At 64.3% G+C, this 12,177-nt stretch carries 11 protein-coding genes and 3 pseudogenes; 7 read left to right on the forward strand and 7 right to left on the reverse strand.

Annotated features, from left to right (window positions below):
• The 3 genes and pseudogenes from WA944_RS09180 to WA944_RS09190 all read left to right on the forward strand — a co-directional run.
• Nucleotides 1-501: pseudogene (locus WA944_RS09180) on the forward strand (mammalian cell entry protein); the annotation flags it as partial.
• Nucleotides 502-1,188: an Rv1363c family protein gene (locus WA944_RS09185; RefSeq protein WP_526375319.1), complete on the forward strand. Its 687-nt coding sequence runs from the start codon at nucleotides 502-504 to the stop codon at nucleotides 1,186-1,188.
• Nucleotides 1,188-1,682 (forward strand): Rv1363c family protein, encoded by a 495-nt coding sequence (locus WA944_RS09190; protein ID WP_526646783.1) that lies wholly within the window; start codon nucleotides 1,188-1,190, stop codon nucleotides 1,680-1,682. The genes WA944_RS09185 and WA944_RS09190 overlap by 1 nt, the downstream gene beginning before the upstream one ends.
• Before the next feature lie 312 nt (nucleotides 1,683-1,994).
• On the opposite strand, the gene WA944_RS09195 is transcribed toward WA944_RS09190, so the two are convergent.
• Entirely contained in the window at nucleotides 1,995-2,576 is a 582-nt protein-coding gene (locus tag WA944_RS09195; RefSeq protein WP_526375323.1) for a TetR/AcrR family transcriptional regulator, read from the reverse strand.
• 103 nt (nucleotides 2,577-2,679) lie between these two features.
• Here WA944_RS09195 and WA944_RS09200 point away from each other — a divergent pair, with 103 nt between their 5' ends.
• The 3 genes and pseudogenes from WA944_RS09200 to WA944_RS09210 all read left to right on the forward strand — a co-directional run.
• Nucleotides 2,680-3,918 carry a cytochrome P450 gene (locus tag WA944_RS09200; RefSeq protein WP_526375325.1) on the forward strand — a complete coding sequence of 413 codons (1,239 nt, stop codon included), beginning with the start codon at nucleotides 2,680-2,682 and terminating at the stop codon, nucleotides 3,916-3,918.
• 338 nt (nucleotides 3,919-4,256) lie between these two features.
• A complete protein-coding gene (locus tag WA944_RS09205; protein ID WP_526375326.1) occupies nucleotides 4,257-6,044 on the forward strand; it encodes a flavin-containing monooxygenase in 1,788 nt (595 codons plus the stop codon).
• Between the two features lie 2 nt (nucleotides 6,045-6,046).
• Nucleotides 6,047-6,353 (forward strand): annotated as a pseudogene (locus tag WA944_RS09210) (integrase core domain-containing protein); the annotation flags it as partial.
• A 117-nt stretch (nucleotides 6,354-6,470) separates the two neighbouring features.
• Here the strand turns inward: WA944_RS09210 and WA944_RS09215 are convergent.
• Together WA944_RS09215 and WA944_RS09220 are read right to left on the reverse strand one after the other, a co-directional pair.
• A complete protein-coding gene (locus WA944_RS09215) occupies nucleotides 6,471-6,986 on the reverse strand; it encodes a transposase (RefSeq protein WP_526375328.1) in 516 nt (171 codons plus the stop codon).
• Nucleotides 6,987-7,060: 74 nt separating this feature from the next.
• Complete coding sequence (locus tag WA944_RS09220; RefSeq protein ID WP_526646785.1) at nucleotides 7,061-8,182, reverse strand: XdhC family protein; 1,122 nt, start codon at nucleotides 8,180-8,182, stop codon at nucleotides 7,061-7,063.
• Nucleotides 8,183-8,214: 32 nt separating this feature from the next.
• On the opposite strand from WA944_RS09220, the gene WA944_RS09225 reads away from it, so the two are divergent.
• Nucleotides 8,215-8,874: a M15 family metallopeptidase gene (locus tag WA944_RS09225; RefSeq protein WP_526646787.1), complete on the forward strand. Its 660-nt coding sequence runs from the start codon at nucleotides 8,215-8,217 to the stop codon at nucleotides 8,872-8,874.
• Nucleotide 8,875: 1 nt separating this feature from the next.
• Here WA944_RS09225 and WA944_RS09230 read toward each other — a convergent pair whose 3' ends face one another.
• The 4 genes and pseudogenes from WA944_RS09230 to WA944_RS09245 all read right to left on the reverse strand — a co-directional run.
• Nucleotides 8,876-10,981 carry a DUF5005 domain-containing protein gene (locus tag WA944_RS09230; RefSeq protein ID WP_526646789.1) on the reverse strand — a complete coding sequence of 702 codons (2,106 nt, stop codon included), beginning with the start codon at nucleotides 10,979-10,981 and terminating at the stop codon, nucleotides 8,876-8,878.
• Between the two features lie 169 nt (nucleotides 10,982-11,150).
• A complete protein-coding gene (locus WA944_RS09235; protein ID WP_526374039.1) occupies nucleotides 11,151-11,507 on the reverse strand; it encodes a hypothetical protein in 357 nt (118 codons plus the stop codon).
• A gap of 22 nt (nucleotides 11,508-11,529) precedes the next feature.
• On the reverse strand, nucleotides 11,530-11,943 hold the full coding sequence (locus WA944_RS09240; protein ID WP_526646791.1) for a PE-PPE domain-containing protein: 414 nt from the start codon (nucleotides 11,941-11,943) through the stop codon (nucleotides 11,530-11,532).
• A 7-nt stretch (nucleotides 11,944-11,950) separates the two neighbouring features.
• Nucleotides 11,951-12,177 (reverse strand): annotated as a pseudogene (locus tag WA944_RS09245) (HNH endonuclease); the annotation flags it as partial.

The raw sequence follows: 12,177 nt of genomic DNA on the forward strand, positions 1-12,177 counted from the left end.
GTTCAGGATCCGCGGAATATTCTGCCACCCAATAAGTTTCCTTACATCCCGCCGGAGGCAGATCCCGAACCGGGAGCCCCGGCGCCGCCGGGAGCGTTGCCGCCCGGATTAGCACCAGGCCCAGGCCCTGAGCCGCATCAACCATGGCCCGTCCAAGAACCGCCTAACGCCGGTCCGCCACCGCCCCCGCTGACGGCGTGGATACCGCCGGCCCCTTACCCAGACGCATGGCCACCTCCCCCTCCCCTGCCGCCAGGGCCGTACCCGCCCCTGGCGGCACCCTCCGGGCCAGCTCCCGCGCCGCCGCCGGACCCGAACGCGTTGCCGCCATCCGACACCGTTTTGCCACCAACAGCGAGTGGAGCAGCGTACGGCACGTACGACCAGAACGGCACATTCATCGACCCTGCCGGCGCGACCGGCGTGTACGTACCGGGCGCCGCGAACATGCGGCCGGCAGAGAACTGGGTGGACCTTATGATCGATCCACGGCATATATAGATGGCAACAAATCCCTCATTGCCGAAAAGTGCAGTTCGCCGTCGCGCATCCCGAGCCGCCGGCCCAGCGAACGGCAACGCGGAGGCCACCACCGCGATCCGCCTCACGCCGTCGACCGCGGCCCCCTCCAGTAGACGCGGCAGGACAGCCGGACGCCCGCAGCGTCGGCCCGCGAATCGGCGTCTAGTTGTCTTTATGGCGTTGGCGTTCGGCTTCGTCGCAGCGGTCGCCGTCGCAGCTGTGGTTGCTGTCTTGGCCATTCAGCAGAACCAGGCCCAGGCTGAGCAGGCGCGCAATCAGCGGTTCGTCGACACTGCCACGCAGACGGTCGTCAACATGTTCAGCTTCACCCAGGACACCATCGACGACAGCGTCGGCCGGTTCGTCAGCGGCACCAGTGGACCGCTGCGCGACATGCTCAGCCAAAATAACAATGTCGAAAACCTCAAGGCGATGTTCCGCGACACCCAAGCCACTTCTGAGGCGGTCATCAGCGGCGCGGCACTCGAGGCGATCGACAACGTCGCCAACAACGCCTCCGTTCTGGTGGCCGTGCGTGTCACTGTGACCGACATCGACGGCGTGAACAAGCCCTCCCAGGCCTACCGCATGCGGGTCGTCGTACACGAGGACGACGACGGCCGCATGACAGGGTACGACCTGAAGTACCCCGACGGGGGTAACTGATGCGGCGGTGGGCCTCAGGATTAGTTGGGGTGGTTGCTGTGACGATGGCGATTGCTTTCGTCGGACTTGCCGGCGCGGCCGGCTGGATGTACTGGAATCGGGTTGAGCTGCGGGCTGAACAGTCGACGCGCAGCGAACTCGCGCCGCTGGCCGCCAGGCAGATCCCCGCGGTGTTCAGCTACGACTACCAGACCGTCGAACGCAGCCTCACCGACGCCCAATCGATGCTGACACCCGAATACCGGCGCGAATTCGAACGGCGCGCGAACAACGACATCATCCCGCAGGTCAGGGAGCGGCAGGTGGTCAGCCAGGCCAACGTCGTGGGCGTGGGAGTGCTAACCGCCCAACGTAGTTCGGCGTCGGTGATGGTGTACCTCAACCGCACAGTCACCGACAAGTCGCGCCAATCAATCTACGACGGCAGCCGATTGCGCGTCGATTATCACAAGGTCGACGGCAAATGGCTGATTAACTACATCACGCCGATTTAGCTAATCGGGGACACACCACTAATCCGGGACACACCATTAAAGTCCTAGCGACCAAGGTTCGCTAGGTAGCCGCGCAGCAGGCAGCACCAGAGGTCTGCCACGTCCAGGCGCGCTCATTCGCACGCCCAGCGGGATGGACCAAGGCGCCCGACCATGCGCGGCGTAGGTGTCGTAGACCAGGCCTTCGGGCAGACCTCGATGAGCCGTTGCCGCGTGCCCTCGGGATGGGGGCGGCAGCGCGCGGTGGATCGCCTGGACATATCTGCGATTCCATTACGGCGTGTCTGCGTGCCGACGGCGGTTGTGTAACTCTCAACAACTTGTGACGTGGCCGCAAAAGATTTCGTATAACGGCGACTCGTAACCGCCTCTCGGTGGCGACAAGACACATGTCATGCCGACCCGAACCAGCATCTCTACCGTGTCTTTGTTGCATTGCGCCCGAACAATTCCACGGGTCGCGAGCGCGCTGAACGACGGCAGGAGCGCAGCCGTGACCGTGTCGATGATTGGTGTCGTCAAGCGGACGATCCATTCGCCAATGATGGCCGGCTCGTCTTGGCGAACCTTCCGAAACAGGGGATGGCCCTCCACATGGGCCATTGAGGCCGCGCAGGCCGCGATCACGTCGGTGCCGTTGCCCGCGGACTCAAGGTCTCCGGTCACCGTCCGTAGAAGTGACTGCAACTCCCGGTCCAACAACAAGTGCCCTGCCTTCTCGACGGTGCCCAACACGCGGTACGCGGTGGTGCGGGATATCCGGCCTTCGGCTGCGATGTCGGTCATGCGTGTCCGACTGACCCCGTAGCGTAGAAAGGCTCTCAACGTGGCGTCGAGGTAGCGTTCGTTCACCGTGGTGAATCCGGTTCCCGGCGCCGCGTGGACCTTCGACATCGATCCACCCTCCTTGCCATTCGCTAGCGATGGTGAGACAGTTGGTCGAAAGTATCCCATATTCCCGGATACGGCCAAGCTAAGTCGGCGACTGGAGGCTTCGATGGACGACGTCATGGAAGAAATCTATGACCCCTTTGACTCGCAGGTGCAGCACGATCCGTATCCGGTCTACCGCACATTGCGCGAGCACCATCCGGCTTACTGGTGTGAGCGGCGGGGGTTCTGGGTGCTGAGCCGCTATGACGACGTCTACAACGCGTTGCACGATTGGGAAACCTTCTCCTCCAGCAAAGGAGTGTTCCCCACGAGCGAGCCGGGCGCCGAGGGCATGGACATGGCGGATACGTTGCTGCCGATGATGATCATGATGGATCCGCCACGCCACACTGCCCTGCGGAAACTGATCAGCCGAGGGTTCACTCCGCGCCGGATCGCGGCGCTTGAACCCGCCGTCGAGGAGCTCGCCGGTGGGCTTTTTGACTCCATTTTGAAGGGATCGGATGGTGGTCACTGCGATATCGTTCGTGACTTCGCGGGTCCACTGCCAGCGATCGTGATCGCCGACTTACTAGGGTTGCCCCGAGAGGACCGAACGCAGTTCCGGGAATGGTCGTCCGCCCTTGCCGAGGGGGACCCGACGTCGCGGGAGAACCGGGAGTCATCACTGGTCGCGCTCGGCAATCTGTACCAATATTTTGGCGACGTGATCGAACGGTGTCGCCAGACACCTGGTGATGATCTAATAACGGCACTCGTGCAAGCGGAGGTCGACGGCGAGAAGTTGAGCGACTCAGAACTCCTCGGATTCTGTCTGCTCTTGCTCATCGCCGGCCATGAGACCACCACCAACCTGCTCGGCAACGCCGCAGCTCAGCTCGCCGCCCACCCTGACCAGCGGGCGCTCCTCGCCGCCGACGAACGCCTACTGCCGGGCGCGGTCGAGGAGTTGCTGCGATACGACTCTCCAGTCCAGGGCTTATCGCGCACCCTGACCCGCGACGTAGTCATCCACGGAGAGACAATGCGTGCCGGCCAGACGGTCTTGCTTCTCTTCGGCTCCGCGAACCGCGACGAGCGGGTTTTCCCGGACCCGGACCGTCTCGACGTCGCTCGCAAACAAGATCACCAGGTCGCGTTGGGGCATGGTGTGCATTTCTGCCTCGGCGCCTCACTGGCTCGCCTAGAAGCCCGCATCGCCCTGTCGCTGATGATCAACCGGATGCCCGGATGGGAACTGGACCCGACGGTCGCACCGACCCGCATGGAATCAGGACCTATCCGCGGATACAAATCGCTACCGATTACGTGGTCGTCCTCTGCAGACCACCGGTCAGCGTGATGCCTATGTGCACCAGCACCAGGGCCGTACCTGCCGCGCCAGCTGCGGGTACAGAGCCAGATCACAGCACCTGGTATCGATAATGAAGCGTGGGGTTGAGTGGTTTGACGGTTCGTCGGTCGTATGGGGGTTCGAACATTTTCGGCGGTCGTGTCCGAGAGCTGCGCGGTCTCAGCGAAGTTCAGCGTGGTGGCAACTGCCTGACACGAAGCAACACCCGTAATTCGCGTAGCGAACCATCCGATCGATGGATCGATAGGTAGATAGATAGATAGATAGATAGGTAGGTAGAAAGACATGCATCGTGAAAAGGCCGGATCGCTCGCGGAAATGCATAAGTGAACACGCTCGACAAGTCATCGCTCAGGCAAAAGTACGCCACGGAGCGAGCCAAGCGGATGCGGCCGGACGGCAATGACCAATATGTGCGCACCGTGGGTCGATTCGCCGGCTTCCTTGCCGACCCGTACCTCCCGGTTGTCAGCCGCGAACCGCAGAGGGACCACGTCCGGATCGCAGTCATCGGTGGTGGCTTCGCCGGGCTCTTGACAGGTGCTCGCCTCAAGCAGGCCGGTGTAGGAACCGTGCGCATGATCGAGAAGGGCGGCGATTTCGGAGGAACCTGGTATTGGAATCGCTATCCGGGTGCGCAGTGTGACACGGCGTCGCTCGTCTACATGCCGCTGCTGGAGGAAACCGGGCACATGCCTTCTGAGAAGTACGCGCATGGCCCGGAAATTTTGTCGCACTGCCGCCGGATCGGCAAGCACTTCGGGCTGTACGACGACGTGCTGTTCCACACTGAAATCACCGAACTCAGGTGGGATAGCGGACGGTCCCAGTGGAATATCGGCACCAATCGCGGCGACCAGTTCAGCGCCCAATTCGTCGTGATCGGGCCCGGGCCGCTACACGTGCCCAAACTGCCTGGCATCCCTGGGCTCGAGTCCTTCAACGGCCGATCATTTCATACCAGCCGGTGGGACTACGGCTACACCGGCGGCGATCCCTCCGGTGCCCCCATGGATCAGCTCGCCGACAAGCGAGTCGGCATCATCGGAACAGGTGCCACGGCTGTGCAATGCGTTCCCCACCTGGCGAAGGCATGCCAGCAGCTTTATGTTTTCCAGCGAACCCCTTCCTCGGTCGATGTGCGAGACAACGTCCCAACCGATCCGCAATGGTTCGCCCAAATCGCCGAGCCAGGATGGCAGCAACGCTGGCTAGAAAATTTCGCTGCCAACCAAAGCGGCGAACTGTGTTCTGAGGATCTCGTCATGGACGGCTGGACTGACCTGGCCCACAGAGTGCTTAATAGAATCCTGTCGCTGCCACCCGACGAGTTGAACGCTGAGGCCATACTGCGGGAATTTGAGGACGCCGATTTCGAGAAGATGGAAGAGATCCGCGCCCGGATAGATGCCGTAGTCTGCGACAGCGACACCGCCGGCAAGCTCAAGCCGTGGTATCGCCAACTGTGCAAACGCCCGTGCTTCCACGACGAATATCTGCAGTCCTACAACCTGCCGACCGTTCAACTGGTCGACACCGATGGCAAGGGAGTCGAGAGGATCACCCACGACGCGGTAGTTGTCGACGGCGTCGACTACCAAGTCGACTGCATCATCTACGCGTCAGGTTTTGAGGTGGGCACAAGCCACACCCAGCGGATGGGGTTCGATCCGACCGGGAGAGACGGAAGAAGGCTCTCGGAGCACTGGGCAGAAGGAATGCGAACCAAGCATGGCATCCACACGCACGGGTTTCCCAACCTCTTTATTGCGCAAGCCGCGCACGGCGCGAACCTCATCTCCAATGTTCCGCACAACCTCGTCGAGTCGGGTGCGACGATCGCCACGGTAATCAAACATGCAGTCGACAAGGGCTTCTCGGAGGTCGAGGTCACCGAAAGCGCAGAGAACGCTTGGACCGAGCTGGTGCGATCGGGGCCAGACAGCCTTGTCGGATCGCCGGACTGTACCCCCGGCTACTACAACAACGAGGGTCAGCCAAGCGGGCCTGGCCTCGACCTGCTCCTTGGGTACCCGAAGGGTCCAACTGCTTATCTGAAGTACATCAAGGCTTGGCGTACCTCGGGCGAGTTCGAAGGCCTGAGCTTCCGTTGATTGGCGGTCAGTACACCTCGGTGGCGTTCACCCAGCGGCTCATCGACGAAGGTGTGGACCCCTCGGTCGGGTCGGTCGGCGACGCCCTGGGCAAGGCGCTGGCCGAGACCACCGTCGGGTCGTTCAAGAACGAACTCATCCGCCGGCAAGGCCCGTGGCGTGACGTCAACCAGGTCGAGCTGGCGACCGCCGAGTGGGTGATGTTGGTTCAACACCGAACGCCCGCACGAGTACCTCGACGACTTCACCCCCGAAGCCGTCGAGAAACTCCATTACGATCACAGATGCACCCCACCAAAAGCGGGGTGATTCAGCGCAAGCAGTCTCCGGACTCACCGGGATGGTCAAAGTGCCTTCCCGTCAGGATCTTTGAACCGTAGACAAGTCCAATTAGAGTTATTGTCAATACCTGTGGATCGGTTTGTTTCAGGCGACCTCCGTTTCGGTTGATTCGACGGACTCGTCGGGTGTGATGTCGACGGGCCGTTCGAGCAGTTTGCCTTTGTGGAACACCGCGCCGGCACGGACGAGGGCGACCAGGTGCGGGGCGTTGACCGCTCGCCAGCGGGCTTGTGCGGCGTCGATGAGCTTGTAGGCCATGGCGATTCCGGCCGCACGCGAACCGGGCCCATTCGTCACTTTCGTCCTCAAACGCACTGTGGCAAAAGTACTTTCGATCGGATTAGTAGTCCTCAAGTGGACCCAGTGTTCGGCGGGGTACTTGTAGAACTCCAGGAGGACGTCGGCGTTGTCCACGATCTTGGCGACCGCCTTGGGGTACTTCGCCCCGTAGTCGACCTCGAACGCTTTGATCGCGACCTGCGCGTGGTCGATATCCTCGGCGTTGTAGATCTGTCGGCGGACATGAAAAACTGCCCACTGGCGGACATGAAAATGAAAGTGCGCGTTCGCGGCCAATAAGAACTGCCCACCGGCGGACACACTCTCCTAAAGGCTTGAAGAGTGACGTTATCGCATCCGAGAGCGACATTTCCACCATTGTTGTCTCACGGTTGTCACGCCTCGTGGTGAATGCGTCCCTCGACGTCGGTAAGCGGCAGGCCGCCTCCACCCCAGCGCCGCGCGATGATCTCCGCGGCGATCGACACCGCCGTCTCCTCCGGCGTCCTGGCGCCGAGATCCAGGCCGATCGGGCTGGCCAGCCGGGCCAGCTCGGTGTCGGTCAGGCCCGCGTCCCGCATCCTGCGCAGCCGGTCCTCGTGGGTGCGCCGCGAGCCCATCACGCCGAGGTAGCCGACCTCGGGCAGACGCAGCGCCACCTCGAGCACCGGCACGTCGAACTTGGGATCGTGGGTCAGCACGCAGATCGCGGTGCGACCGTCGATCGCGCCCTGTTCGGCCTGTTCGGCCAGGTAACGGTCGGGCCATTCGACGACGACATCCTCTGCGGCTGGGAAGCGGGCGGCGGTCGCGAACACCGGCCGGGCGTCACACACGGTGACCCGGTAGCCCAGGAACGCACCCTGCTGCGCGAGGGCCGCCGCGAAGTCGATGGCACCGAACACCAGCATCCGCGGGCGTGGCGCGTGACTGGCCACGAACACCTCCATGCCCGCGTCCTGACGCTGGCCGTCGGCGCCGTAGGACAGCACGGCCGACCGGCCGGCGGCGAGCAGGCCTCTGGCGTCGTCGGCGACCGCGTCGTCGGCGCGGACCGACCCCAGGGATCCCTGAGCGGTGGCTTCGCCGACGAGCAGCCGCAGTCCCAGCCGACGCGGGTCCGGGTGGGCGATGACGGTCGCGACCGCGATCGCACGATGGGCGGCGATGTCGTCGGCCACCGACTGCAGCTGCGGAAAGGTGTTGCGCGACACCGGTTCGGTGAACACCTCGATGGTGCCGCCGCACGTCAGCCCGACCGCGAAGGCGTCGTCGTCGCTGACCCCGTAGCTCTGCAGCTCCGGGTGGCCGGTGGCCACGACGTCGTTGGCGACCTCGTAGACAGCGGCCTCGACGCACCCGCCTGACACCGACCCGGCCACGCTTCCGTCGGGTGCGACCACCATCGCGGCCCCCGGCGGGCGGGGCGCGGACTTCATCGTGCGCACCACCGTGGCCAGCCCAGCGGTACCTCCGGCCTGCCAGACCGCCAGCAACTCGCCGAGGACATCGCGCACGAGCGCAGTGTATGCCCGCCTACAGTGCAGTGATGGTGGCTGCCCGGCGGATGCTCGCACTGTGCTGCTCGGTCATCGGGCTCGCCGCCGCGACCAGCACGGTGGCGGCGGAGCCGGTACCGCCGGTCTCCGACGAGGCGCGCGCGGCCGGCTTCGTCGACGTTCGCAGCGTGATCCCGGACGCGGTGATCGACCTGCGCTACGCAACGGCGGACAATTTTGTCGGCGCCCAGCTGTACCCGGACGGGGCCAGGTGCCTGGTGCACGAGTCGCTGGCGGCGGGCCTCGTCACCGCTGCGGAACTGTTGCGACAGGGTGGGGAACGGCTCGTCTTCTGGGACTGTTACCGCCCGCACGACGTTCAGCAGGTGATGTTCGACGCGGTGTCCGACCCGGCCTGGGTCGCCCGTCCCGGGCCGTATGCACGCAGCCATGAGGCGGGCCGTTCGGTGGACGTGACGCTGGCGGGCCCGGACGGACTGGTGGACATGGGCACCGGGTTCGACGACTTCTCCCCTCGCAGTCACGCCAGGGCCACCGACGGGGTCAGCGCCGCAGCTCAGGGCAACCGGGCGCGGCTGCGGGACGCGATGGCCGCCGGCGGACTGACGGTGTACGCGGGGGAGTGGTGGCACTTCGACGGTCCCGGCGCCGCAGTGGATCGCCCGATCCTCGATGTGCCCGTCAGTTAGGTCAGAGCTTGGTGAGGTCGGTCCGCATCAGCATGATGTTGTACTCCGACCACAGCGACAGGTTCCAGTAGAGGTCCGAACCGGTGCCCACGGTCGACGGTGACCATGGGTGCAGCATCGGCGCGTAGATCCCGCCGTTCTGCTGGCCCATCAGCACCGTCGCTTCCGACCATTCACCCTCAGGGGTGTCGGAGGTGCGCATGACGATGTTGTTGGACTGGTCTCCGTACAGAACGATGTACTTCTCCAGGTACTCGTTGTACTGGACCGACATCTCGCTGACGGTGTTGCCGGGTTTGGTCGCACCGCAGGCGCCGCCCGACTTGCCGATGATCGCTGAAGCCGACGACGGATTGCCCTGCACCCACCTGGCCGGGCTGCTGCCGAACCACCCCGACGAGGCCTTCTTGTAGTACTCGTACTCGGACACGTCGAGGATGTCCTTTTCGGCGACGCGTGCGATGTGGGCTGCGCCCTGGCGGCCGTTCGGGGTCCCGTACATGTAGACGTAGCCGTCGTCGCCCTTGACGAAGGCGGACTGCTGGAAGTTCCGATTGCCGCTGAAAATCGAGTTGTAGCGCACACTTTCGCGCGCGACGGTGAAGTTCTCGCCGTTGTCCGTCGAGTACGCGATGGCCGAGTAGTTCGTGGTCCACCGGCCCGAGGAACCCCAGTTCGACACCGACATGAAGCTGACGTACTGCGTAGCGCCGAACTCGGTGCCGGGCGTGGGCAGCGAGATCCCCGCGGTCGGGATGAGCGTCACCGAGTTGGGCGCCCAGGACGGGCGGTTGATGATGGGCCGCGCCTGGTTCGGCTCGGACAGCGGCGCGCCGCCGAACATGTTGCCGTTGAACCATTCTCCGTCGGGGATGGTCATGCCGTCCGACAGGTCGTCGTCGGAACTGCGGAACAACGTGTTGTAGATCCACCTGCCGCTCATGTTGGCCGAACCGAAGGTGTCGCCGACGGCGATGAGGACCTGGTTCTCGTTGATGTCAGGGGTGCTCGGGTCATCGGGAATACCGTTGTCCCACATGACGCCGACGTCGGTTCCGTAAACCTGGTATCGGGCAAGCGTGTTGGCCAGGGTCTTGTCGCTGTAGACGTTCTTGCCCGTCACCCAGCTGACGAAGTTCGTCGACGGGCTGACCTGAGGGTTGAGCCACGGCGAGTACGGCACGAAGACCGCGGCCGAGGTGACGTCGTCGGCCGTCAGGGCCGGGCTGGTCGGCGCCACGGCAGTGGTCCTGGCCGCGCTGACCGTGCTGCGCGACACGAAGAGGTTCTCGAGCTCGCGACGGGCGAACGACATCAGCGCCCACAGGAACGGCGGCTGCGCCGGGCTGTCCGGGGTGGCGTCGGCCTTCTGGCGCGCCCAGTCCAGCATGCTGTTGACGACGTTCACGACCGCGGTCACCAGGTTCGGCTTCGGCGCCTGCTCTGACATCGTCGGTTCCGAGAGGAGCGCCGCCACCCGGGGCGACACCGTGGCCGGGCTCGCCGCGGCCAGGCTGCTCGCGCTGGCGAACACCGCGACCTTCTCCGGCTCCTGCGGTGCCACCGCGGGATCGGTGGATGCCTTGGTGGGTTCGGTCGCCGCCTTCTCTGTTGTCGTGGACTTCTCTGTTGCGGAAGTCTCCTCGGTCGCTGATGTCTCCGCCGGGACACTCTGCGACCGCTTGGTCTTGGGTGGCGCCGACGAGGTGTCGGGCTCCGGCTCAGCCTCGGCCTCGGTCTCGTCGTCGGTCTCGTCGTCTTCTGCGTCCGCGTTGGCCTCGGGCTCCGGCTCGGCGTCTTCGTCGTCGGCCTCGGGTTCGTCGTCCTCGGCGTCAGCCTCGTCGTCCTCAGCCTCGTCGTCCTCAGCCTCGTCGTCCTCAGCCTCGTCGGCGTCGTCGTCCTGGTCGGTCTCTTTCGCTGTGTCCCGCTTGCTCGGCGAGTCGCTGTCGGCCCCGTCGGTGTCCGACGTTGCTGAGGTGGCCGACGTCGACGGGGACGAATCGGTTTCACCGGCCCACGCCACGCCCTGGCCTGCAAATACTGCTGAGCCGACGCCCATTGCGACGGCTAGACCGCCGACTCGACCGACATACGCTGCGGCACCCATGAAACCCCTTCGATCCAGCCTTGTCCGACCCCCCGTCGTCATGGCCATTGAAGCGCATCGGTACCGGAAGTGGCGAGCAAATAGTTAAATCGTCACGGCTTTCGAAACGTTACTGTGACCAAAGGGCTTTCTCGGCTCAGACTTTGGTCAGCAAATCAGTCCGGAGACGCTAGTCGAGGCTTTCCAGCGCCTTCTCATAGAGGGTGACCGCCTCGGCAATTCCGTCGCCCACCCAGGCGTCGACGACGCCCACCTGATCGGCGACGAGCTGGACCCGGCTGAGCCACACCTCGAAGTCCGGATCCCGGCGAAGTGCGTCGATCTGGGCGACCGAGCCCTGGATCAGGATGAAACCACCCAGCTCGATACTTTGCGGCTTGAGCAGGACCCTGTCGAACCCTCCGATACGTCCCTGGTCCCGGAGGCCGGACAGATAGCCCTCGGTTTCGATGAGCAGCGCCAAGGCCGCCCGCTCGCGCCCGCTCGTCGGCACTCCCCATGCCACCCACAGTCCTGCTTCGGCCAACGCTCCTCCTCGGTCGGGCTGGTCACGGCGCGACCAAGTATGTCGTATTGCCGACGCGCGACCGCACCTGCGCGGTGTTGATGTTCACGTCGCTGTAGTCGAGGTGGTCGATGAACCTGCCGCCGAGCAGTCGCGCCTTTTTCACCAAGGTGAGCTTCTCGGCGGGCCAGCCGTCGCCGTTGCACCAGCCGTCGTGGGCGCGGGCGACGTCGAACACCGTGTATTGGGTGTCATCCGGGGTTCGGCGCAGCGGTTCGCCGTCGAGTCCACGCGTTCCGGTGCCGCCGAACCGGTGACGCGGGTTACCGAGCAGGATGAACCGCAACCGGTCGGCCGGCGCAGCATCAGGCTCTCTTACGAGCTGCTCGAGCCATTCGGAAACGACCTCGGCGCCCTGGCTGTGCGCGAAGAGTCGATAAGACCGGACGCGTGGGATGTCACGGTCAGAAGGACTGACTGTCGGCGTATCGCTGTCTGCGGTAGTGGCGCCCGTTGCCGCGGTTCCGGCTCTTGTACGTCGGGAGCTGCGAGTCGCAGTTCGGGCAGATGAGCCGAAGGTTCTCCCGTTGGTTGTTCTCCGGGTTGCCGTCGATGTGGTCCAGGACCAGGGCGAGGGGCTGGTTCAGCCACACGCTGGCTCGGCCGCAGATCGCGCAGCAGCCCGACTGGG

This window comes from Mycobacterium sp. (assembly GCF_049683355.1).
GTDB lineage: Bacteria > Actinomycetota > Actinomycetes > Mycobacteriales > Mycobacteriaceae > Mycobacterium.

What these genes read in the sequence shown, in the direction of transcription:
- WA944_RS09195 (WP_526375323.1), bottom strand. Translation starts at nt 2,576, where the DNA reads ATGTCGAAGGTCCACGCGGCGCCGGGAACCGGATTCACCACGGTGAAC.
- WA944_RS09230 (WP_526646789.1), bottom strand. Translation starts at nt 10,981, where the DNA reads ATGGGTGCCGCAGCGTATGTCGGTCGAGTCGGCGGTCTAGCCGTCGCA.
- WA944_RS09190 (WP_526646783.1), top strand. Translation starts at nt 1,188, where the DNA reads ATGCGGCGGTGGGCCTCAGGATTAGTTGGGGTGGTTGCTGTGACGATG.
- WA944_RS09185 (WP_526375319.1), top strand. Translation starts at nt 502, where the DNA reads ATGGCAACAAATCCCTCATTGCCGAAAAGTGCAGTTCGCCGTCGCGCA.
- WA944_RS09200 (WP_526375325.1), top strand. Translation starts at nt 2,680, where the DNA reads ATGGACGACGTCATGGAAGAAATCTATGACCCCTTTGACTCGCAGGTG.
- WA944_RS09225 (WP_526646787.1), top strand. Translation starts at nt 8,215, where the DNA reads ATGGTGGCTGCCCGGCGGATGCTCGCACTGTGCTGCTCGGTCATCGGG.